The sequence below is a fragment of the Pseudomonas sp. VMV1 genome, from assembly GCF_056790235.1.
This window is the reverse complement of record NZ_JBXGSE010000003.1, coordinates 661199-683668: the sequence shown is the minus strand read 5'-3', so window position 1 is coordinate 683668 and position 22470 is coordinate 661199. Positions and strand designations below refer to the sequence as shown.

The 22470-nt window shown below is 66.6% G+C and carries 18 protein-coding genes; 4 read left to right on the top strand and 14 right to left on the bottom strand.

Annotated elements, in window-relative coordinates:
• Nucleotides 1–203: 203 nt before the first annotated feature.
• On the top strand, nucleotides 204–2333 hold the full coding sequence (katE, locus tag ACUCV0_RS13235) for a catalase HPII (RefSeq protein WP_482212893.1): 2130 nt from the start codon (nucleotides 204–206) through the stop codon (nucleotides 2331–2333).
• A gap of 448 nt (nucleotides 2334–2781) precedes the next feature.
• Here the strand turns inward: katE and ACUCV0_RS13230 are convergent, their stop codons facing one another.
• The 8 genes from ACUCV0_RS13230 to glcD form a co-directional block, all read right to left on the bottom strand.
• Nucleotides 2782–3162, bottom strand: a complete 381-nt coding sequence (locus ACUCV0_RS13230; RefSeq protein ID WP_271653379.1) for a RidA family protein — start codon at nucleotides 3160–3162, stop codon at nucleotides 2782–2784.
• A 59-nt stretch (nucleotides 3163–3221) separates the two neighbouring features.
• Nucleotides 3222–5381, bottom strand: coding sequence for a bifunctional GTP diphosphokinase/guanosine-3',5'-bis pyrophosphate 3'-pyrophosphohydrolase (gene spoT, locus ACUCV0_RS13225; RefSeq protein ID WP_059316649.1), 2160 nt, complete (start codon nucleotides 5379–5381; stop codon nucleotides 3222–3224).
• A gap of 3 nt (nucleotides 5382–5384) precedes the next feature.
• The gene (rpoZ, locus tag ACUCV0_RS13220) at nucleotides 5385–5657 is read right to left on the bottom strand and encodes a DNA-directed RNA polymerase subunit omega (RefSeq protein WP_007161465.1); all 273 of its coding nucleotides are present in this window, start codon (nucleotides 5655–5657) and stop codon (nucleotides 5385–5387) included.
• Nucleotides 5658–5811: 154 nt separating this feature from the next.
• The gene (locus tag ACUCV0_RS13215) at nucleotides 5812–7986 is read right to left on the bottom strand and encodes a malate synthase G (protein ID WP_482212892.1); all 2175 of its coding nucleotides are present in this window, start codon (nucleotides 7984–7986) and stop codon (nucleotides 5812–5814) included.
• Between the two features lie 37 nt (nucleotides 7987–8023).
• Nucleotides 8024–8428: a heme-binding protein gene (locus tag ACUCV0_RS13210; protein WP_017639294.1), complete on the bottom strand. Its 405-nt coding sequence runs from the start codon at nucleotides 8426–8428 to the stop codon at nucleotides 8024–8026.
• Nucleotides 8429–8442: 14 nt separating this feature from the next.
• Nucleotides 8443–9675 (bottom strand): glycolate oxidase subunit GlcF, encoded by a 1233-nt coding sequence (gene glcF / locus ACUCV0_RS13205; RefSeq protein WP_482212891.1) that lies wholly within the window; start codon nucleotides 9673–9675, stop codon nucleotides 8443–8445.
• Between the two features lie 12 nt (nucleotides 9676–9687).
• Nucleotides 9688–10734 carry a glycolate oxidase subunit GlcE gene (gene glcE, locus ACUCV0_RS13200; protein ID WP_482212890.1) on the bottom strand — a complete coding sequence of 349 codons (1047 nt, stop codon included), beginning with the start codon at nucleotides 10732–10734 and terminating at the stop codon, nucleotides 9688–9690.
• Nucleotides 10734–12233 (bottom strand): glycolate oxidase subunit GlcD, encoded by a 1500-nt coding sequence (glcD, locus tag ACUCV0_RS13195; RefSeq protein ID WP_482212889.1) that lies wholly within the window; start codon nucleotides 12231–12233, stop codon nucleotides 10734–10736. Before glcD ends, glcE begins: the two co-directional genes overlap by 1 nt.
• A 208-nt stretch (nucleotides 12234–12441) precedes the next feature.
• On the opposite strand from glcD, the gene glcC reads away from it, so the two are divergent.
• On the top strand, nucleotides 12442–13209 hold the full coding sequence (glcC, locus tag ACUCV0_RS13190) for a transcriptional regulator GlcC (RefSeq protein ID WP_059316654.1): 768 nt from the start codon (nucleotides 12442–12444) through the stop codon (nucleotides 13207–13209).
• 136 nt (nucleotides 13210–13345) lie between these two features.
• Nucleotides 13346–14710, top strand: a complete 1365-nt coding sequence (locus ACUCV0_RS13185; protein WP_059316655.1) for a hemolysin family protein — start codon at nucleotides 13346–13348, stop codon at nucleotides 14708–14710.
• A gap of 12 nt (nucleotides 14711–14722) precedes the next feature.
• On the opposite strand, the gene ACUCV0_RS13180 is transcribed toward ACUCV0_RS13185, so the two are convergent.
• Together ACUCV0_RS13180 and ACUCV0_RS13175 are read right to left on the bottom strand one after the other, a co-directional pair.
• Nucleotides 14723–16621 carry a sensor domain-containing diguanylate cyclase gene (locus tag ACUCV0_RS13180; protein ID WP_482212888.1) on the bottom strand — a complete coding sequence of 633 codons (1899 nt, stop codon included), beginning with the start codon at nucleotides 16619–16621 and terminating at the stop codon, nucleotides 14723–14725.
• A 186-nt stretch (nucleotides 16622–16807) separates the two neighbouring features.
• Nucleotides 16808–17695: a M23 family metallopeptidase gene (locus ACUCV0_RS13175; protein ID WP_059316657.1), complete on the bottom strand. Its 888-nt coding sequence runs from the start codon at nucleotides 17693–17695 to the stop codon at nucleotides 16808–16810.
• A 350-nt stretch (nucleotides 17696–18045) separates the two neighbouring features.
• On the opposite strand from ACUCV0_RS13175, the gene ACUCV0_RS13170 reads away from it, so the two are divergent.
• Nucleotides 18046–18846 (top strand): helix-turn-helix domain-containing protein, encoded by an 801-nt coding sequence (locus ACUCV0_RS13170; protein WP_059316658.1) that lies wholly within the window; start codon nucleotides 18046–18048, stop codon nucleotides 18844–18846.
• 27 nt (nucleotides 18847–18873) lie between these two features.
• Here ACUCV0_RS13170 and ACUCV0_RS13165 read toward each other — a convergent pair whose 3' ends face one another.
• From ACUCV0_RS13165 to pstB, 4 genes are all read right to left on the bottom strand, one after another.
• On the bottom strand, nucleotides 18874–19773 hold the full coding sequence (locus ACUCV0_RS13165) for a M23 family metallopeptidase (RefSeq protein WP_323149807.1): 900 nt from the start codon (nucleotides 19771–19773) through the stop codon (nucleotides 18874–18876).
• A 77-nt stretch (nucleotides 19774–19850) separates the two neighbouring features.
• A complete protein-coding gene (locus tag ACUCV0_RS13160) occupies nucleotides 19851–20771 on the bottom strand; it encodes a response regulator (protein WP_271653388.1) in 921 nt (306 codons plus the stop codon).
• 72 nt (nucleotides 20772–20843) lie between these two features.
• Nucleotides 20844–21569 (bottom strand): phosphate signaling complex protein PhoU, encoded by a 726-nt coding sequence (gene phoU, locus ACUCV0_RS13155; protein ID WP_059316661.1) that lies wholly within the window; start codon nucleotides 21567–21569, stop codon nucleotides 20844–20846.
• 57 nt (nucleotides 21570–21626) lie between these two features.
• Nucleotides 21627–22454 carry a phosphate ABC transporter ATP-binding protein PstB gene (gene pstB / locus ACUCV0_RS13150; RefSeq protein ID WP_156428981.1) on the bottom strand — a complete coding sequence of 276 codons (828 nt, stop codon included), beginning with the start codon at nucleotides 22452–22454 and terminating at the stop codon, nucleotides 21627–21629.
• Between the last annotated feature and the right edge of the window lie 16 nt (nucleotides 22455–22470).

Here is a 22470-nt window from a genome sequence, read left to right as displayed (position 1 = left end):
GCACTTGTTGTCGGGTATTAAGCCAATAAAGGCATATGGCCAGCCCAGGCCGGGCACATTTGGCAGCACACAGCCCGTCGCTCCGTATCACCCAAGCGGAACACCGGCTCTAAACCGCGAGTCACTAGAGGACTGCCTGAATTCGCCCCACATTCCGTAGGGGACGCAAAGAGCGCCTGACAGGCGCCTGATGAGGACCTTCCATGGCTACGCCCCCCAAGAGTGAACTCGCCGGTACCGATACCCTGGATCGCCAGAACACCTCGAAGAAACTCGAACAGCTGGAACAATTCCGCTCCGATGCCACCGGCCAGGCACTGCGCACCAATCATGGCGTGAAGATCGCCGACAACCAGAATTCGCTGCGCGCCGGTACCCGCGGGCCCTCCCTGCTCGAAGACTTCATCATGCGGGAGAAGATCACCCACTTCGACCACGAGCGCATCCCGGAGCGCATCGTCCATGCCCGCGGCACCGGTGCCTATGGCTATTTCCAGCCCTACCAGGACTGGTCCGACCTGACCAAGGCCGCCCTCTTCCGCGACCCCAACCACCAGACCCCGGTGTTCGTGCGCTTCTCCACCGTGCAGGGCCCGCGTGGTTCGGGCGACACCGTGCGCGACGTGCGCGGCTTCGCCATCAAGTTCTACACCGAGGAAGGCAACTGGGACATGGTCGGCAACAACATGCCGGTCTTCTTCATCCAGGACGCCATCAAGTTCCCGGACTTCGTCCATGCGGTGAAGCCCGAGCCGCACAACGAGATCCCCACCGGCGGCAGCGCCCACGATACCTTCTGGGACTTCGTCTCCCTGGTGCCCGAGTCGGCGCACATGGTGCTCTGGACCATGACCGACCGCGCCATCCCGGTGAACCTGCGCAGCATGCAGGGCTTCGGCATCCACACCTTCCGCATGATCAACACCGCGGGCAAGGGGGTCTTCGTCAAGATCCACCTAAAACCCGCCGGTGGCGTGCGTTCCTTGGTGTGGGACGAAGCCCAGAAGCTGGCGGGCAAGGACACCGATGCCCACCGCCGCGACCTCTGGGAAGCCATCGAATCCGGTGACTATCCCGAGTGGGAATTCGGCGTGCAGATCATCCCCGAGGAAGACGAGCACAAGTTCGACTGGGACATCCTCGACGCCACCAAGATCATCCCCGAGGAGCTGGTGCCCATCACGCCCCTGGGCAAGCTGGTGCTCAACCGCAACCCGGACAACTACTTCGCCGAAACCGAGCAGGTCGCCTTCTGCCCAGGCCACGTCGTCCCCGGCATCGACTTCACCAACGATCCCCTGCTGCAGGGCCGGCTGTTCTCCTACACCGATACCCAGATCAGCCGCCTCGGTGGCCCGAACTTCCATGAGCTGCCGGTCAACCGCCCGGTGGTGCCGAACCACAATGGCCAGCGTGACGCCAAGTACCGCATGACCATCGACAAGGGTCGCGCCTCCTACGAGCCCAACTCCATCGATGGTGGCTGGCCCAAGGAAACCCCGCCAGCGCCCCAGGATGGTGGCTTCGAGAGCTACTACGAGCGCATCGACGGCCACAAGGTACGGGAGCGTAGCGAGTCCTTCGGCGACCACTTCTCCCAGGCCACGCTGTTCTACAACAGCCTGTCGGAAGCCGAGCAGGCCCACGTCGCCGATGCCTACAGCTTCGAGCTGGGCAAGGTCGAGCGGATGTGGATCCGTGAACGTCAAGTCAACGAGATCCTCGCCAACATCGATCTGGACCTCGCGCAGAAGGTGGCCAAGAAGATCGGCGTGACGCCGCCCACCGCACCCACCGTGCAACCGCGCCAGATCTCCATCGACAAGTCGCCGGCGCTGAGCCAGCTCAACCTGCTGTCCGGCAACATCAAGGGCTTCAAGGTGGCGGTACTGGTGGGTGACGGCGTCATCGCCAGCGAAGTGGACGCCATCAAGCAGGCACTCAAGGCCGAAGGCGCCCATGTGAAGGTACTCGGCCCGACCGCCGGCCCGGTCAAGGCCGCCGACGGCAGCGAAGTGGCCGTGGACGGTTCGGCCGAGGGCATGCCATCGGTAGCATTGGACGCGGTCTATGTGCCGGGCGGCGCCGAAAGCGTCAAGGCCATGCTCGACGACGGCGTCATCAAGCACTACCTGCTGGAAGCCTACAAGCACCTCAAGGCCATCGCCCTCACCGGCGAAGCCGAGCAGTTGCTCAAGGCGGTCTACCTGAACCCCGACGAGGCGCTGCTCACCGGTAGCGACTTCAAGGCGGTACAGCAGGACTTCTTCGCCGCCATCGCCAAGCATCGCTGCTGGGCGCGGATGCCGAAGATCAAGTCCATCCCGGCCTAAACAGGCAGGCATGAAAAAGCCGACCGTCGCGAGATGGTCGGCTTTTTTGTTTTTTGCCATCGGCCTGTTCGGCCCCATTGCCACGATGCATCCGTAGGTTGGGCTGAGACGGCTCCATCGTCGAAGCCCAACAAAACGGGGCTGACAGCTTGCTTTGTTGTTGGGCTTCGCTGCGCTCAACCCAACCTACGGGTTCTGCGTTGGGATCGGCTCCGTAGGTTGGGCTGAGACGGCTTTATCGTCGAAGCCCAACAACGCGGAGCTGACAGCGTGCTCCGTTGTTGGGCTTCGCTGCACTCAGCCCAACCTACGGGTTCTGCGTTGGGATCGGCTCCGTAGGTTGGGCTGAGACGGCCTTATCGTCGAAGCCCAACAACGCGGGGCAGACAGCGTGCTCCGTTGTTGGGCTTCGCTGCGCTCAGCCCAACCTACGGGTTCTGTGCCGGGATCAACCCAGCACCAACACCCCGTCCATTTCCACTTGCGAACCCTTGGGCAGCGCGGCCACGCCGATGGCGGCGCGGGCGGGATAGGGCTGCTGGAAGTAGCGGCCCATGATCTCGTTGACGGTGGCGAAGTGCGCAAGGTCGATCAGGAAGATGTTCAGCTTGACGATGTCGGCCAGCGAACCACCGGCGGCCTCGGCCACGGCCTTGAGGTTTTCGAACACCTGGACCACCTGGGCCTCGAAGCCGTCTACCAGCTCCATGCTGGTGGGATTGAGCGGGATCTGCCCGGAGAGATAGACGGTGTCACCGACCTTGATCGCCTGGGAATAGGTACCAATGGCGGCAGGCGCCTTGTCGGTGTGGATCACTTGCTTGCTCATGGGTCGCTCCTGTGCGGGAAAGGCTCGATTCTGCAAGCCCGTGGCGACCCACTGCAACCTCAGCTGCGAACCCGAGTGATACCAGCCACGCCCTTGAGCGTGCGCAGCTTCTTGATCACCCGCGCCAGATGGACACGGTCATGCACACTGACCACCAGCTGGACCACGCTGATCCGGCCATCGCGTTCGTTCATGCCGATCTTCTCAACGTTGGCGTCCGCAGCGGTGACGTTGTTGGCCAGCATGGCGATCAGGCCGCGCTGATGTTCCAGCTGGACGCGCAACTCGACGCTGAATTCGCCGGTGACGTCCTTGGCCCAGTTGAGCACGATGCACTTTTCGCTGTTGTGCCGGAATTCGGCGATGTTCCGGCAGTTTTCCAGGTGGATCACCATGCCCTTGCCGGCCGACAGGTGGCCGACGATGGGATCGCCCGGAATCGGCGTGCAGCACTTGGCGTAGCTGATCACCAGGCCTTCGGAGCCGCGGATGGCCAGCGGTCCCTGCGGCGTTGTGCCGGGCTGCGGCTCCAGCGGCTCTTCCTGCTCGCTGCCGGACACCAGGCGCCGCGCTACCACGTAGGCCATGCGATTGCCCAGGCCGATCTCCTCGAGCAGGTCCTCCAGTACCACACCCTTGTATTCGCCGAGCACCGAGAGGATGCGCATCGGCGAGATCTTCGACAGCTGGGTGCCAAAGCCGGACAACGCCTTGTTCAACAGCCGCTCGCCGAGGCTGATGGACTCGGAGCGACGCTGCTGCTTGAGCGCATGGCGGATATTGGTACGGGCCTTGCCGGTGACCACGAAGTTGAGCCAGGCCGGATTGGGCCGGGCGCCAGGCGCGGTGACGATCTCCACCGTTTCACCACTGCCCAGCGGCTGCGACAGCGGCGCCAGGCGGCGGTTGATGCGGCAGGCGATGCAGCTGTTGCCCACGTCGGTGTGCACCGCGTAGGCGAAGTCCACGGCCGTGGAGCCCTTGGGCAGCTCCATGATGCGGCCCTTGGGGGTGAAGACATAGACCTCGTCGGGGAAGAGGTCGATCTTCACGTTCTCGATGAATTCCAGGGAGTTGCCCGCACGTTGCTGCAACTCGAGGATGCCCTTCACCCACTGGCGGGCGCGCAAATGGCTGGCGCGCGGCTCGTCGCCCCCGGCCTTGTACAGGCCATGGGCGGCGATGCCGTTGTTGGCCATCTCTTCCATTTCGCGGGTGCGGATCTGGATCTCGATGGGCACGCCGTGCATGCCGAACAGGGTGGTGTGCAGGGACTGGTAGCCGTTGGCCTTGGGGATGGCGATGTAGTCCTTGAAGCGCCCCGGGAACGGCTTGTAGAGATTGTGCACCGCGCCGAGCACGCGGTAGCAGGTGTCGACCTTGTCGACGATGATGCGGAAACCGTAGACGTCCATGATCTCGTTGAACGACTTCCGCTTGCCGCGCATCTTCTGGTAGATGCTGTGCAGGTGCTTCTCACGGCCAACCACCTCGCCATCCAGGCCTTCGCGGGCCAGGCAGTTGGCCAGAGACTCTTGGATCTTGCCGAGGATCTCGCGGCGATTGCCACGGGCCGTCTTGACCGCCCGCTGGATGCGCTCGGCGCGCATCGGGTGCATGGCGCGAAAGCCCAGGTCCTCGAATTCCACATAGAAATCGTGCATGCCCAGCCGGTTGGCGATGGGCGCGTAGATTTCCAGGGTTTCCTTGGCGATGCGCCGGCTCTTATCCGGCGGCATGGCGTCCAGGGTGCGCATGTTGTGCAGCCGGTCGGCCAGCTTGACCAGGATGACGCGGATGTCCTTGGACATCGCCATGGTCATCTTCTGGAAGTTCTCCGCCTGGGCCTCGGCCTTGGTCTCGAACTTCATCTGGGTCAGCTTGCTGACCCCGTCCACCAGCTCCGCCACGGTCTCGCCGAACTGGCCGACCAGGGCTTCCTTGGCGATGCCGGTGTCCTCGATCACGTCGTGCAGCATGGCCGCCATCAGGCTCTGATGGTCCATGTGCATGTCGGCGAGGATGTTGGCGACCGCCAGTGGATGGGTGACATAGGGCTCGCCGCTGCGGCGGCGCTGCCCATCGTGAGCCTGCTCGGCGTAGTAGTAGGCCCGCCGGACCAGATTGACCTGGTCGGGGGTCAGGTAGCTCGCCAGACGCTCGGCCAGCAGGTCGATGCCGGTCGGGCGGACGTCACCATACGCAGGCTCGGCGGCCATGGCTTAGAGCGCCTCGCCGTCCGCTTCTTCGTTGACTTCGAAGGCGGCGAACAGCGGCTCTTCTTCGACGATGTCGTCAAGACGGATGACTTCCTCGTCGACCAGGCCTTCGGCGATCTCGCGCAGGGCGACGACGGTGGGCTTGTCGTTGTCCCACGGTACCTTGGGCTCCTTGCCGCCGGTGGCCAGCTGGCGCGAGCGCTTGGTGGCGAGCATGACCAGCTCGAATCGGTTGTCTACGTTGTCCAGGCAGTCTTCGACAGTAACGCGGGCCATGGTCTTCCTCGTGGCGATGATGATCCCGGGAACGGGGGACCTGATAGTATAAAAATTCGCCAGTGGCAAGGGAAGAGGCGGTGGTCGGAGGACCACCGGCACCGCTCCGTGCAAAAGTGGCTCCCGCCCGCGCCGGACGGGAGCCTTGGCCGGGTCAGGCCCCCGCTTTCTTCTTCAGGCGCCAGGCGTGCAGCAGCGGCTCGGTGTAGCCGCTGGGCTGCTCGCGGCCCTTGAAGATGAGATCGCGGGCGGCGCGATAGGCATAGGAGCTGTCGAAGTGGCCGGCCATGGGCTCGTAGAGCGCATCCCCGGCGTTCTGGCCGTCCACCACCTTGGCCATGCGCTGCAGCGTCTCGTCCACCTGTTCGGCGCTGACCACGCCGTGGTGCAACCAGTTGGCGATGTGCTGGCTGGAGATGCGCAGGGTGGCGCGGTCCTCCATCAGGCCGACATCGTGGATGTCGGGCACCTTGGAGCAGCCCACGCCCTGGTCGACCCAGCGCACCACGTAGCCGAGGATGCCCTGGCAGTTGTTGTCCAGTTCCTGCTGGATGGCCTCGGCGGACCAGTCCGGCGACTCGGCCACCGGCACGCTGAGCAGGCCGGCGAGCAGTTCGCCACGGGCGGCGTCGACATCGGTGCGCTCCAGCTCCTGCTGGACCTGCTGGACGTTGACCTGGTGGTAATGCAGGGCATGCAGCACGGCAGCGGTGGGCGACGGTACCCAGGCGGTGTTGGCGCCGGCCTTGGGATGGCCGATCTTCTGCTCCAGCATGGCGGCCATCAGGTCGGGCATGGCCCACATGCCCTTGCCGATCTGCGCCTTGCCGCGCAGTCCGCAGGCCAGGCCCACTAGCACGTTGTTGCGCTCATAGGCGGTGATCCACTTGGAGGTTTTCATGTCGCCCTTGCGCAACATGGGCCCGGCCAGCATGGCGGTGTGCATCTCGTCGCCCGTGCGGTCGAGGAAGCCGGTGTTGATGAAGGCCACCCGCGCCGAAGCGGCGGCGATGCAGGCCTTGAGGTTGACGCTGGTGCGGCGTTCCTCGTCCATGATGCCCAGCTTGACGGTGTTGGCCGGCAGCCCCAGCAGGGCCTCGACGCGGTCGAACAGCTCGACGGCGAAGGCCACTTCGGCCGGGCCGTGCATCTTGGGTTTGACGATGTACACCGAGCCGCTACGGGAATTGCCCTGCCGCTTGAGGTCGTGCAGGGCGCAGGTGACGGTCACCACGGCGTCGAGGATGCCCTCGGGAATCTCGCGACCCTCTTCCAGCAACACCGCCGGGTTGGTCATCAGGTGGCCGACATTGCGGATGAACAGCAGCGAGCGACCATGCAGGGTCAGCGGCTGGCCGTCGGCGCCCTGGTACTCGCGGTCGGAGTTGAGGCGACGGGTAAAGGTCTCGCCACCCTTGCTGACCTCTTCGGCCAGGTCGCCCTTCATCAGGCCCAGCCAGTTGCGATAGGCCAGGACCTTGTCGGCGGCGTCCACCGCGGCGATGGAGTCTTCCAGGTCCATGATGGTGCTGACCGCGGCTTCCAGCAGCAGGTCCTTGACCCCGGCGGCGTCGGTCTTGCCGATGGCGCTGTCGCGGTCGATCTGGATCTCCAGGTGCAGGCCGTTATGACGCAAGAGCACCGCAGACGGCGCGGCGGCATCGCCGTGGTAGCCGACGAAGGCGGCCGGATCGGCCAGTTCGCTGGTGCCGCTCTTGAGGTCCACCACCAGACGACCATCCTGCACGCGGTAGGCGGTGGCGTCCTTGTGCGAGCCACCGGCCAGGGGGGCCACGCCGTCCAGCACCTGGCGGGCGAAGGCCACCACCTTGGCACCGCGGGTGGGGTTGTAGCCCTTGCCGCGTTCGGCGCCGTCGCTTTCCGGCAGGGCGTCGGTGCCATAGAGGGCGTCGTACAGCGAGCCCCAGCGGGCATTGGCGGCGTTCAGGGCGTAGCGGGCGTTGAGCACCGGTACCACCAGCTGCGGACCGGCCTGCTCGGCGATCTCGCGGTCGACGCCGGCAGTGCTGGCCTGGACCTGGGCGGGCACGGGCTGAAGATAGCCGATGCCTTCGAGAAAGGCCTGGTAGGCAGGCAGGTCGGTAACCGGGCCGGGGTGGGCACCGTGCCAGTTGTCGAGCTCCACCTGCAGGCGATCACGCTCGGCCAGAAGCTCGCGATTACGGGGTGCCAACTCGTGCACCAGGGTATCCACCCCCGACCAGAAGGCGGCGGTGTCGAGACCGGTGCCGGGCAGCACCTCTTCGTCGATGAAGCGCTGCAGTTCGGTGGCCACCTGCAGGCGGCCCAGGGTAATGCGGTCGGTCATGATGGCTTTCCTTGATAACGAGAATGTCGAGAGAGGGTTAACCCAGTGCCGCGATGGCCGCCTTGGCGACCTGGGCATCTTCCGGGGCCTTGACGCCGGAGACGCCGACCGCGCCCACCACCTGGCCATCCACCAGGATGGGTACCCCGCCTTCGAGCATGCCCTGCATCAGCGGCGCGCTGAGAAAGGCGGTACGCCCGTTGTTGATCATCTCTTCCAGCACCTTGGACTCCTTGCGCGCCAGGGCGGCGCTACGGGCCTTTTCCGGAGCGATGTAGGCACTGTTGGGCGCGGCGCCGTCGAGGCGCAGCAGGGCCAGCGGATGGCCGCCGTCATCGGCCACGGCGATGCACACCGCCCAGCCCTGGCGTTCGGCTTCGGCGCGACCGGCGGCCAGCAGGGTGTCGATCTCGGCAAGGGTGAGTACGGCTTTGGTCTTCATGGGGCCTCCAGGGTTCAGGGTTGGGTCGGGGCGGCCAGGGCCGCGTCGAGGATTTCGATCCAGTGGCGCACGGGAGTTCTCCCGGCGCCGTCGAGATGGCTCTGGCAACCGATGTTGGCGGTGGCGATCACCTCGGGGTGGCCGCTCTCCAGGGCATCGAGCTTGGCGTCGCGCAGCCGCCGCGACAAGTCCGGCTGGGTCAGCGAATAGGTGCCGGCCGAGCCGCAGCAGAGGTGGCCGTCCGGCACCGGCGCCAGCGGAAAGCCCAGGCGTTGCAGCACGCCTTCCACGGCGCCACCCAGGCGCTGGGCGTGTTGCAAGGTGCAAGGGCAGTGGAACGCCAGCCGCGGGGTGTCCGTCAGGCGCAACTCCTCCAGTGGCAGATCACGCAGCACCTCCACCAGATCAAGGGTGCGCGCCGAGACCTCCCGGGCCTTGGCGGCGTAGACCGGGTCGTCCTTGAGCAGGCTGGCGTATTCCTTGACGAAGGCGCCGCAGCCGCTGGCGGTCTGGATGATGGCCTCGGCGCCGCCCTGCAGGGCCGGCCACCAGGCGTCGATGTTGCGCCGGGCGCGGTCGAGGCCGGCTTCCTGGGCATTGAGGTGATAGTCCACCGCGCCGCAGCAACCGGCGCGGGGCGCGGCGTCCAGGCTGATACCGAGGCGATCCAGCACCCGCGCGGTGGCGGCATTGGTATTGGGCGACAGCCCCGGTTGCACACAGCCTTCGAGGATCAGCATGCGCCGGGCATGGCGAGGTGCCGGACGCACCCCGGGCGCGGCGATGCGCGCCGGCAGTTTGGCCTGGACGCTGGCCGGCAACAGCGGTCGCAGGGTCTGGCCGCTTTTCAGCAGGGCGCCGAACAGCCGTGGCTGCGGCAGCACCTGGCGCAGTCCGGCGCGCAACAGGCGCTGACCCAGGGGCCGCGGCACCCGGCGCTCCACCTCGGCGCGGCCGATATCGAGCAGCTCGTGGTAGGAGACGCCCGAGGGACAGGTCGTCTCGCAGTTGCGGCAGGTCAGACAGCGGTCCAGGTGCTCGCGGGTCTTTTCGCTGACCTCGCCGCCCTCGAGCATGCCCTTGATCAGGTAGATGCGCCCACGGGGCCCGTCCAGCTCGTCGCCGAGCAGCTGGTAGGTCGGGCAGGTGGCATTGCAGAAGCCGCAGTGCACGCAGCTGCGCAGCACCCGCTCGGCATCGGCGGCGCGGGGCAGTTCGCGGGCGGCGGGACTCAGATTGGTTTGCATGACATCGCTCCCTTACAGCCCGGCGTACAGCCGACCCGGATTGAAGATCCCCTGGGGGTCCAGGCGCGCCTTGAGGCGACGGTGATAGTCCAGCAGCGCGGCCGGCAGCGGATGCTGGGCCTCGCGTTCGGCGTCGGGCGTATAGCAGAGGGCATGGCCGCCAGCGCGCTCGGCGATCTCGCGCAGGACCGTGGCCGGGGCATCGCTCTTGAGCCAGTACTGGGCACCGCCCCAGTCCAGCAGCCGGGTGCCGGGCAGCTCCAGCAATGGCGTATTGACCGGTACCGACAGTCGCCACAGCGGCGCGGGGCCGGCGAAGAAGGCCAGGCGCTGCTCGTTGAGGTCGTCCCAGAAAGCCTCGGCCAGGCTGTCACCGCCAAGGCGATCGACCGCCGAGCGTACCGAACCCTCCCCACCTTCCAGGCGCAGGTGCAGACGCTGGCCGTCATGGCAGGCCGCCGAGATCGGCAGAGCTTCACGGCCCCAGGCGGCGAGGCGCTGCAGGGCGCGCTCGGCGTCCAGTTCCAGACTCAGGCTCTGGGTGCAGCGCGGCTTGGGCAGGACCTTGAAGGACACCTCGGTGACCACCCCCAGGCAGCCCTGGCTGCCGGCCAGCAACCGGGAGACGTCGTAGCCGGCGACGTTCTTCATTACCTCGCCGCCAAATCTCAGGTGTTCGCCAGTGCCGGTGATCAGTCGGGTACCCAGGACGAAATCCCTCAGGCTGCCGGCCCAGGGCCGCCGCGGACCGGAAAGCCCACAGGCCAGGGTGCCGCCAACCGTGGCGCCCTCCCCCAGCCCTGGCGGTTCGCAGGGCAGCATCTGGCCCTGCTCGGCCAGGGCGGCATTGAGTTCGGCCAGCGGCGTGCCGGTACGGACCGTGGCTACCAGCTCGGTGGGGTCGTAGTGCACCAGGCCGCGATGGCCACTGACGTCCAGCGGCTCACCGTCCACCGGGCGGCCCAGGTGGGCCTTGGTGTCGCCGCCATGGATACGCAGCGGCTGGCGACGAGTCAGGGCCTCGCGGACCTGGTCGAGGAGCAGTTCCAAGTTGTCCATCAGAAACGCTCCAGTTCGGGGTGGGGCAACTGGCCGTGGTGCACGTGCAGCCCGCCGAACTCGGCGCAGCGGTGCAGGGTCGGCACGTTCTTGCCGGGGTTGAGCAGCCCAGGAGCGTCGAAGGCGGCCTTCACCGCGTGGAAGAAGGTCAGCTCGCCCGGCTGGAACTGGGTGCACATGGCGTTGATCTTCTCGCGACCCACGCCGTGTTCGCCGGTGATGGTGCCCCCCACCGCCACGCACAGATCGAGGATGCGCCCGCCCAGGGCCTCGGCCTGCTCCAGTTCGCCGGGACGATTGGCATCGAAGAGGATCAGCGGATGCAGGTTGCCGTCGCCGGCGTGGAAGACGTTGCCCACCGCCAGGCCGTATTCCGCCGACAAGGCCTCGATACCGCGCAGGACTTCGGGCAGGGCGCGACGCGGGATGGTGCCGTCCATGCAGTAGTAGTCGGGCGACAGCCGCCCCACGGCGGGAAAGGCGTTCTTGCGCCCGGCCCAGAATTTCTGCCGCTCGGCCTCGTCGCGGGCCAGGCGGATCTCGGTGGCACCGGCGGCGGCCAGCAGGCTGCTGACGCGCTCGATATCGGCGGCCACGTCGGCCTCCACCCCGTCCAGTTCGCAGAGCAGGATGGCCGCGGCGTCCACCGGGTAGCCGGCGTGGATGAAGTCCTCGGCGGCTCTCAGGGTCAGGTTGTCCATCATCTCCAGGCCACCGGGGATGATGCCGGCGGCGATGATGTCGGCCACCGCCGCCCCGGCGCGCTCGATGTCGGCGAAGCTGGCCATCACCACCCGGGCACAGGGCGGCTTGGGTAGCAGCTTGACGGTCACTTCCACCACCACCCCGAGCAGGCCCTCGGAGCCGGTGAACAGGGCCAGCAGGTCGAAGCCGGGACTGTCCAGGGCGGCGCTGCCCAGGGTCAGGCGCTCACCCTCCAGGGTGACGATCTCCACCGCCAGCACGTTGTGCACGGTCAGGCCGTATTTCAGGCAGTGCACGCCGCCGGCGTTCTCGGCCACGTTGCCGCCGATGGAGCAGGCGATCTGCGACGAGGGATCGGGAGCGTAGTAGAGATCATGGGGCGCCGCGGCCTGGGAGATGGCCAGGTTGCGCACCCCGGGCTGGACCCGGGCACGGCGGCCATCGGGATCCACCGCGAGGATGCGATTGAAGCGCGCCATCACCAGCAGCACGCCCTGCTCCAGCGGCAGGGCACCGCCGGAGAGACCGGTACCGGCACCGCGCGCCACCAGGGGTACGTTCAGCTCATGGCAGAGGCGCAGGGTCGCCTGCACCTGCTCCACTGTTTCCGGCAGCACCACCAGCAGCGGCGTGGTGCGGTAGGCCGCTAGGCCGTCGCATTCGTAGGGCTTGAGGTCTTCCCTGTCGTGCAGCAGGCAGTGCTCGGGCAGCGCGGCGCGCAGTCGCTGCAACAGCTGCGCCTTGTCCGGGCGGGGCAAGACGCCGTCGAGACGTTCGTCGTAGACCAGGCTCATCGGGTAACCACCCTTGTTGTTGTTCTGGCTGGAGAGGCTTCGTTGTACCCCGACTGCAACGGGCCCGTCCATTGCTCGGCGTACTGGTCATACCAGTTTTTTCGTCTTCTTCGACCAAAGGATTAGCCTGTTTCTGCCGCCTTGACGGCGATGAGCGCCAGTGGCTCACTAGCGCTGAACCTTGTGGTCATACCAGCAGGAAACCAGCATGTCCGCGCCCATCGCCCGCCTTCCCGTCGCCGAGAACGTCAGCCAGCAGATCGAACGCCTGGTGGTGGACGGCGTGCTCAAGGTCGGCCAGCCGCTCCCCTCCGAGCGGCGCCTGTGCGACAAGCTCGGCGTCTCCCGGACCGCCCTGCGCGAGGGCCTGGGCCTGCTGCGTGCCCGTGGCATCATCGAGACGCGCCACGGCCAGGGCAGCTTCGTCGCCCGGCTGGCGGCGCCGGCGGCGGAAAATCCCCTGCTGCACCTGTTCAGCAGCCAACCGCGCACCCTCTACGACCTGCTGGAAGTCCGCGCGCTGTTGGAGGGCGAGGCCGCGCGCCTGGCCGCGCTGCGCGCCACCACCGCCGACCTGGTGCTGATCGGTCGGCGCTACGAGGAGCTCTGCGCCGCCTGCCAGGATCCGGCCAGCCTGCCCGCGGAAACCCATGCCCGCCTCGACCACGCCTTCCACCTGGCGATCAGCGAGGCCTCGCACAACCCGGTGCTGGTGCACACCCTGCAATCGCTCAACGAATTGCTGCTGGGATCGGTGTTCGCCTGCATCGCCAATCTCTATCACCGCCCGCCGCAGCGCCGCGAAATCGACGCCCAGCACGCCCGCCTCTATGCCGCGGTGAGTGGACGCCTGCCCGACGAGGCCCACGCCGCCGCTCGCGACCATATCCACAGCGTCAGGGACAGCCTGCGCGAGATCGAACAGGAAGAGCAGCGGCTGGTACGGGCGACCATGCGTCTGGAGGGCTGGACCTGAGCCGGGGCAAAGGCCTGCGCCAGACGTGACGCGGAACCTGACAGGCGCCAACCCGACCATCCGTCGGGCGCAACATCTTGCAACTGCCCTGCCCCGCCCCCATGCTTAGGCGACCTTTCTCCAGCTCTCGGCCCTAATGGACCCTTCCACTAGTCTTTCCTCGACGTTGTTCGCCGATCTCGGCCTCGTGTTCTTTGCTTTCTTCCTCGTGCTGCTCAACGGCTTCTTCGTCGCCGCCGAGTTCGCCATGGTCAAGCTGCGCGCTACCCGCGTGGAGGCCATCGCCAAGAAGCACGGCTGGCGCGGACGCATCCTCAAGAAGGTGCACAACCAGCTCGACGCCTACCTCTCCGCCTGCCAGCTCGGCATCACCCTGGCCTCCCTGGGCCTGGGCTGGGTCGGCGAGCCGGCCTTCGCCGAATTGCTCGAACCGGTGCTCGGTGCCGTGGGGGTCAACAGCCCCGAGGTGATCCACGGCATCGCCTTCTTTTCGGCCTTCTTCATCATCTCCTACCTGCACATCGTAGTCGGCGAGCTGGCACCCAAGTCCTGGGCGATCCGCAAGCCCGACCTGCTTTCGCTGTGGACGGCGGTGCCGCTGTACCTCTTCTACTGGCTGATGTATCCGGCCATCTGGCTGCTCAATGCCAGCGCCAACGGCATCCTGCGCATCGCCGGCCAGGGCGAGCCGGGCGCGCACCACGAGCACCACTACAGCCGCGACGAACTCAAGCTGATCCTGCACTCCAACCGCGCCACCGACCCGGACAGCCGGGTGCTGGCCTCGGCCGTGGAGCTGGGCGAGCTGGAGGTGGTGGACTGGGCCAACTCCCGCGAAGACCTGATCTACCTGGACAGCAAGGCCAGTCTGGACGAGATCCTCACCCAGATCCGCCGCTCCAAATACAGCCGCTATCCGGTCTATGACGAAGACAGCCAGACCTTTACCGGGGTGCTGCACATCAAGGACCTGCTCCTGGCCATCGCCGGGCTGGACAGCGAAGTCGCCTCCTTTGACCTCGACGACCTCGTGCATCCGCTGGAGCGGGTGACCAAGCACATGCCGCTGTCGGAACTGCTGGAGCAATTCCGCCGCGGTGGCGCGCACTTCGTGCTGGTGGAGGAAGCCGACCACAAGGTCATCGGCTTCCTGACCATGGAGGACGTGCTCGAGGTGCTGGTGGGCGACATCCAGGACGAACACCGCAAGACCGAACGCGGCGTGGTGGCCTACCAGCCGGGCAAGCTGCTGGTGCGGGGCGACACCCCCCTGTTCAAGGTCGAGCGGCTGCTGGGCATCGACCTGGACCACGTCGAGGCCGAAACCCTGGCTGGCCTGATCTACGACAGCCTGAAGCGCGTTCCGGAAGAAGAGACGGTGCTGGACGCCGAAGGCTTGCGCATCATCGTCAAGAAGATGAAGGGCCCGAAGATCGTCCTGGCCAAGGTCATCAAGCTGGACCCCAAGGACGCCCGCCGGCACTCACCCGAAGAACGCTGAGAAGGGGCGCCCTCAGCCGCGGCCGCTGCCCAGCCCCGGCAGGCCATCGCTCAGGCAGACGCGGTTGCGGCCGCCGCGCTTGGCGGCATAGAGCGCCCGATCGGCATCTTCCAGCAGTCCCAGGCCGTGTTCGAGGTTGCTCGGCACGGCCACCGCGACGCCAAGACTGAGCGACAGCCGCAACCGCCCCTGCTCGGCTTCCAGCTCCAACCCCGCCACCTCCTGACGGATACGCTCCGCCAGCACCTGGGCCGCCGCCAGGTCGCTGCCTGGCAAGGCGATGACGAACTCCTCGCCGCCGTAGCGCGCCGCCACCTCACCGGCACGCTGGGTGTGCCGGCCCAGCACCTCGGCCACGCACTTCAGGCATTCATCACCCAGGGTATGGCCATGGGTGTCGTTGACCGCCTTGAAATGATCGATGTCCAGCAGCAGCACCGCCAATGGACGCTCCGCGCGAATGGCGCGCCGGATCTCCTGCTGGAAGACCCGCTCGAAATGCCGGCGATTGCTCAGCCCGGTCAGGGGATCGGTCTGGCTCTGATGCAGCAGCTCCCGATTCAATCGCTCCAGCGCGGCCTTGGCCTGCTGCAACTCCACCGTGCGCAGCGCCACTCGCAGTTCCAGCTCGACAAAGGAGGCCTCTCGCTCCCGCGTCAGGGCGGTCGAGGCTTCCAGCGCCTGGCGCTGCGCCTCGATCCGCGCGCGCCGTCGCAGGCTGAGGCCCTCACTGAGCCCTATGGACAGGACCACGAAGCCCAGCGCGAAGCCGGTCATCTGACCGTGGAAGGCCAGGCTCGTCGGCGCCAGCCAACCCGCGACCGCCAGCAACTGGACCAGACTGCCCAGCAGCAGCAACGCCCAGGCGGCGCTGAACCACAGCGCCATGCGATTGCCATGCAGCGCCAGGTACGAGGTGGTGCCCAGCAGGCCCAGGCAACTCAGCGCCATCATGCCGAGCAGTTCCTGGAAGCTCAGCAGATTCGGCCAGAACAGCGCGACGACCAGCGCCACGCTCCAATAGCCGATGAGCAGGCGATTGCCAAAGTCGATCCAGCGGCCACCGTGATAGAGGCTGAGCAGATAGCGGACGAACAGGCCCGCGCTCAGGAAGCACAGGGCGGCACACACCAGGTGGGCACGCAGGCCGAAGGCCGGACTGTCCGGCCAGAGCAGCCAGGCGCCGTAGCCGGTGGTCACCGCCTGATACCCGATGACGCTGAGCAGATAGAGGGCATACCAGCCAAAACCCGAGCGGCGCCCGAAGCTCCACAGCGTGAGGGTCAGCAACAGGATGGTGAACAGACCACCAAAGAAGCCGCCGATCAGCCAGGCATCCTGCTGGGCTTCCTTCAGATAGACAGTCGGCGTCACCAGGCGCAGCGGCAGGATGAAGGTCTCGCGCGACTCCAGGCGTAGATAGACCTCTTCCACGGCGCCGGCCTTTGGCGTAAGAGCGAATATCAGCTGGCGGCCAGGCAGGGCTCGCGCCGCTACCGGCAAGGCGATGCCACTCCGTTGCAGCGGGCTCCAGCGGCCAGCGCTGTCGCGCGTGCGCACGTCGAGCCGATCCAGCACCGGCCAGCTGGGAATCAGCCACCAGGCCTGGTCATCGCGCCCCTGGATGCGAAAGCGCAGCCAGAGTCCCTGGCGCCCGTCGTGAAGCAGCATCTCCAGCACGCCAGGCGCATGCCAGCCCTGTTCCGTTCCGCTGGGTCGGGCGGCGGCCTCGGCGAAACTCAGGCTGGCCGGCGCCTTGAGGATTTCCAATACTGGCCGCGGATCGTAGGTGCGGGCGGGATCGTCGAGCAGCAGCACCTGCGCCCGGCAGTCGAAGGCGACCAACAGCAGCAACAGACAGAGAGCATGGCGATGCCTACAGGCGCGCAAGGCGACTAAAAGTCCATTCATGGGCAGCGTCCACGGCCTGGAGAGAGATAGGCAGCTGGAAGACCAGCGGGCTAGACGGGAAAAGGCAAGTGATAGCATAACGCCACCTGCCCGGTGCCTGGCAATGGATTTCTAGGCGCGGCGGCGCCCCTGACCGCCTGCCAGACAGGCGGCGACGCTATGGCGGGAACGCCTTTACCGTGGGACTCAGCGGTCGCCCAGCGCCATGTTGGGCAGCGCCGCCAGCGGCCGCACGAAGCGGAAGGGAATGGAGACCATTTCGCCGCCTTCGCGAGCCTGGACCACGAAGTGCAGATGGGGGCCGGTGCTGCGTCCGGTATTGCCGGACTCCGCCAGGGGCGTACCGATCTCCACCCGCTCGCCGGGACGCACCTTGACCGAGCCGCGGCGCAGGTGCAGATAGGCGCTCTGACTGCCGTCTTCGTGGGCGATGCGCACGAAGTTACCCGACGGACTAGGGCCATGGCCGAACTGGCCGTTTTCCACGTCGATCACCGTGCCGGCGCGGGCGGCGCTGATCGGCGTGCCCTCGGGCATGGCGATGTCCACTGCATAGCGGCCCTTGGGCGTGTGGTGACTGAAATCACCCCCGGCGCCCTGGGTCACGTAGTAGTTCCCCTCCCGCCAGGGCCAGGCGTAACCGTAGCCCAGTCCGCTACCGGTCGCGCTCGGAGCGCCGTCCGCCAGCGGCGGCAGGGTGCCGACGGCCAGCTGCGGGCTATAGTTGAACGACTGGTCGAAGTGCATGGGAAAGCCCTGCTGGCGCTTGCGAATCACCGCCAGCTGCACGGTGGAGCGCGGCGCCACGACCTGACGGATCGGCCGTTCGGCGCCGGCCACGTTCACGGTGCGTTGCAGGCGCAGTTCGACGCGCACGGGCACGTCGAAATCGTTGCGGACTTCGAAGATGCGACCCTCGCTGGCGTTGCGGACCTTGAGCTTGACCTGCCCCTTGCGGGCCTGGCTCTTGGCGGAGGTCTTGGTCAGGGTCGCCGACTCGGCGGCCGGTGCAACGGCGGGCACGGCCAAGGCGAGGGTCAGGCAGGTGATCAGGGCGGTCAGGCGTCGGTCCATGGCATAGGGCCACCATGATGGGCAAGGACAGACGCTAACAAAGCCGCAGCGCGTGAGCGATGCCCAAACCTTGGCTTTGTGAAGCCGCTGGCAAAGCATCGTCATGAATAAAAAAGCGAGGCACTCAAATCCCTGTGCCACGCTGTCACCGATCGGACGGTAGTTCAAAATACAGGCCTGACGGTTCAGGCAGGTCAGCCAAGCGGCGGGTGTTCTGTGCGACACTCCCGCGAGAGGCATGTCTTCGGCGTGCAGAGGGATCACCCCTGGGCTCGCCTAATGCTCCGGCCATAGTGCTGCAGGTTAGGCCCTAGCGCCTTGACGATGCCCAACCGAAACGGACAGCCGCTATGCAGGAACAGACAATCGACCCGGCGCGGAGCGTGGCCGCGGACGCCCCCGTCCCCGCCGCCGGGCCCCTGGTGTCCCAGCTCAACACCTTCGTCCATGGCCAGGTGTGGCCGCCGCATGTCCACGATCAGGCGCACCTGATGTACACGGTCAACGGCGTGCTGGAGGTCACCACTCACGAAGGGGTCTGGTACGTCCCGCCCAAGCAGGCGATCTGGATTCCCCCGCGCATCGAGCACCAGGCGCGGGCCAATGGCGAAGCCACCCTGCAGGTGGTGGTGATCGAGCTGCCGAGCGGCCTGCCCTGCCCGCAGTCGGCCACCCGCATGGTGCTCATCTCGCCGCTGCTGCGCGAACTGCTGCGCTGCCTGCGCCGGGGCGGCGCCTCCTATGGCGAGGCAGAGCTGGGCAGGCATGTGCGGGCGCTGATGTTGGCGGAACTGGTGTTTCTCGAAGAGACCGCGCTGCACCTGCCGGCGCTGGCCGATCGCCGGCTGCAGACCATCCAGACCAGCCTGCACGCCGATCCCGCCAACGACACGGCGCTGGAGACCTGGGCGCAGCAGCTGCACCTCTGCTCGCGCAGCCTGGCGCGGCTCTTCCTCAAGGAAACCGGCACCAGCTTCTCCACCTGGCGCCAGCACACCCGGCTGATGCTGGCCCTGCCACGCCTGGCCGCCGGCGAGCCAGTGACCCGCGTCGCCCTGGATCTGGGCTATGCCTCACCCTCGGCCTTTACCCGGATGTTCCGCCGGGTGCTGGGCGTATCGCCCAGCGAGTATCTCAACGCCCAGGGCTAGCGGGTTCTATCTGACAAGCGCCAAGGATCAGGGACCGCCGACGGCGAAATTCGGCAGGCTGTCCACCGCCTGGGCGAAGCGGAAGGGAATGGACTCGACGGCCTCGCCGGTATTGCGCTGAACCACGAAATGCAGGTGCGGCCCGGTGCTGCGTCCGGTGTTGCCGGAAGCCGCCAGCGCCTGGCCGGTACGCACCCACTGCCCTTCGCTGACCTTGATCGAGCCGCGCTGCAGGTGCAGATAGACGCTCATGGTGCCGTCGTCGTGGAGGATACGGACGAAGTTGCCGGAAGGATGGTTGCCGCGGCCGTCCTGGCCGTTCTCCACCTCGACCACCTGGCCGCTGCGCGAGACCACGATGGGCGTACCCTCGGGCATGGCGATGTCCACCGCATAGCGACTCTTGGGGGTGTGGTGGCTGAAACCGCCGCCAGCGCCCTGGCTGACGCTGAAGGGCCCGCCCAGCCAGGGCAAGGGATAGGCAAAGCCCGCGGTGAAGACCGGCGTGGCGCTACCCATCAGGGTGGTGAGCTGGGGGGTGTAGCGCTGCGGACGGCTCGGATCGGGGGCGACCAGGGTAGCCAGGCGGGTCAGGCTGCGCGCCGGCAGCACCTTGCGGATCGGCGCCTCGCCCACGCCGCTGACGTTCTGCAACGCCGAGAGGCGCAGGGTCACGGTCACCGGCAGGAAACTGTCGTTGCGCACCTCCAGCACCGTGCCACCGGCATAGTGCCGCGGCTGCAGCTTGACCCGCTGGTCCAGCCGCTCGATGGGATCGTCGCTGAAGGTCATCACCTTGGCGCCCTTCTGCGCCTTGTCGGTGTAGGTGACCACGCCATTGGCATCGACGTACTTGTAGATAGGCGCCGCCAGGGCGGTACCGGACAGCGCGAGCGACAGCAGCAACAGGCGATGGACGAGGGGCATGGGCAGGGCGTCAGAAATCCGCGGTATCACCGCGTCAAGCAGTCTCCGTGCCAGCCCCCTCATGGCGCCACCCTGCCCTAGGCGCCCGGCACGTAGTGCCGCTGAGCGGTACCCTTGGCGATCAGCCGCGACAGATAGTCGAGCTTGGCCGGGTCACGGTCGATGAAGCGGAAATTGACCTGCACCCACTCGCTGGCCGGCGTCGCTTCCACCGCGGTCAGCGAATGCAGGTAGCCGTTGAGACGTGCCACGTCACCGCCGTCTTCGCCCTGCTCCAAATCGAGCACGGCAGTTTCCAGAATTTGCGGTAGCGGATCACCCCGACGGACCACCAGCAGGGCCTCCTTGATGCTAATGGCCTTGATCAGGCAGGCCATGCTGGCGTTGGGCAGACGCAGCTGCCCCTGACCGAAGTTGGGAGCGGCCTTGCCCCGGGTGGGAGCCGACGGCGCAGCGCCAGTGAGCAAGGCGGCACTGGAGGAAGCGACCGGTGCGGCGGCGGGCGCGGCGGTCGGCTGGACCACCTCGCTGCGGCCGGCGGTCAGGGCACCGAGAGAATCGTTGGCGAAACCGGTGGCCGGGCGCGGTTGAGCCCCAGCCTGCAGCTCGGCCAGCTTGCCGGTGCGCTGCAGGGCCTTCTTGACCTTGGCGGCCAGTTGCTCGTTGGAGAAGGGCTTGCCCATGTAGTCGGACACGCCGGCCTGGATGGCCTGGACGACGTTTTCCTTGTCGCCGCGGCTGGTGACCATGATGAAGGGCACGCCCTTGTGGTCCGGCTGGGCACGAAACCAGGTCAGCAGTTCCAGGCCGGTCATGCCGGGCATTTCCCAGTCGCAGAGGATGAGGTCGAAACGCTGCTTGCCGAGTATCGTCTGGGCGCGGCGACCATCGGCCGCCTCATCCACCACGAGCCCGGGAAACAGATTGCGCAGGCCCTTCTTGATCAGATCGCGGATGAAGGGCGCATCGTCCACAACCAGTACGTTCAACTTGCTCATCGGTCACTCCATGCCAAGTCTTGCAGCATAGCAGGCAGCTCCGGGACGCTACCCGGGGAGTGACCGGGCGGATCATTCCCGCGACCGGTTGACCTCTTCGGCCATGCGCTTGAGGCCCATGTGCCGTACATCGGTACCCTGCACCAGGTAGATCACCAGTTCGGCGATGTTGCGCGCATGGTCGCCGACCCGCTCCAGGGAGCGCAGTACCCAGATGATGCTCAGTACCCGGGAGATGGAGCGCGGGTCTTCCATCATGTAGGTGGCCAGCTCGCGCAGGGCGGACTTGTACTCGCGGTCGATCAGCTTGTCGTACTGGGCCACCGACAGGGCCAGCTCGGCGTCGAAGCGGGCGAAGGCGTCCAGCGACTGGTGGACCATCTTGCGCACCTGCTCGCCGATGTGGCGGACCTCGACGTAGCCACGCGGGGCCTCGCCGTCCTCGGTCAGCTCGATGGCACGGCGGGCGATCTTCGAGGCTTCGTCACCGATGCGCTCCAGGTCGATCACCGACTTGGAGATGCTGATGATCAGGCGCAGGTCGGATGCCGCCGGCTGACGGCGGGCCAGGATGCGCAGGCATTCCTCGTCGATGCCGCGCTCCATGATGTCGATCTGGTCGTCGATGGTGCGCACCTGGCGAGCCAGACCGGCATCGGCGTCGATCACCGCGCGCACGGCGTCGCTGACCTGCTTTTCCACCAGACCGCCCATGGCCAGCAGGTGACTGCGGACCTCCTCCAGTTCGACGTTGTATTGCTGGGAGATGTGCTGCGTGTGACCGTCTTTGTTGATCATGCTGTCAGTCCTGCCTGAGAGGATCGAGTCGCCGGGTGGGCACCGGTCTGCCTGGAACTAGCCGTAGCGGCCGGTGATGTAGTCTTCGGTCTGCCGCTTCGCCGGATTGGTGAAGAGGGTATCGGTGTCGCCGTGTTCGACCAGCTGGCCCATGTACATGAAGGCGGTGTAGTCGGACACCCGCGCCGCCTGCTGCATGTTGTGGGTGACGATGACGATGGTGTAGCGCTGTTTCAGTTCGTGGATCAGCTCTTCCACCTTGAGGGTGGAGATGGGGTCCAGCGCCGAGCACGGCTCGTCGAGCAGCAGCACATCGGGCTGCACGGCGATGGTGCGGGCGATCACCAGCCGCTGCTGCTGGCCGCCGGAGAGGCCCAGGGCGGACTCGTGCAGACGGTCCTTGACCTCGTCCCACAGCGCCGCGCCGTGCAGCGCCCATTCCACCGCCTCGTCGAGCACCCGCTTCTGCTTGATGCCCTGGATGCGCAGGCCATAGACCACGTTTTCGTAGATGCTCTTGGGAAAGGGATTGGGCTTCTGGAACACCATGCCCACCCGCCGCCGCAGCTCGGCGATCTCGGTGCCGCGGGCATAGATGTTCTGGCCATCGAGCAGGATTTCGCCCTCGATGCGGCAGTCTTCCACCAGATCGTTCATGCGATTGAAGCAGCGCAGCAGGGTCGACTTGCCACAGCCGCTGGGACCGATGAAGGCGGTGACGCGCTGGCGCGGGATCTCCAGGGCGATGTCCTGCAGCACCTGCTTCTTTCCATAAAAGAGGTTGAGCCGCGGCACCGACAGGGCCACGCCACCTTCGCTCGCCGCCGGCTGGGCGCTGGCCGCGTAGGCGGCGGCGGTTCTGAAGATGGAGGAATCGGAAGGCATGGGGTCTCCTCGGCCG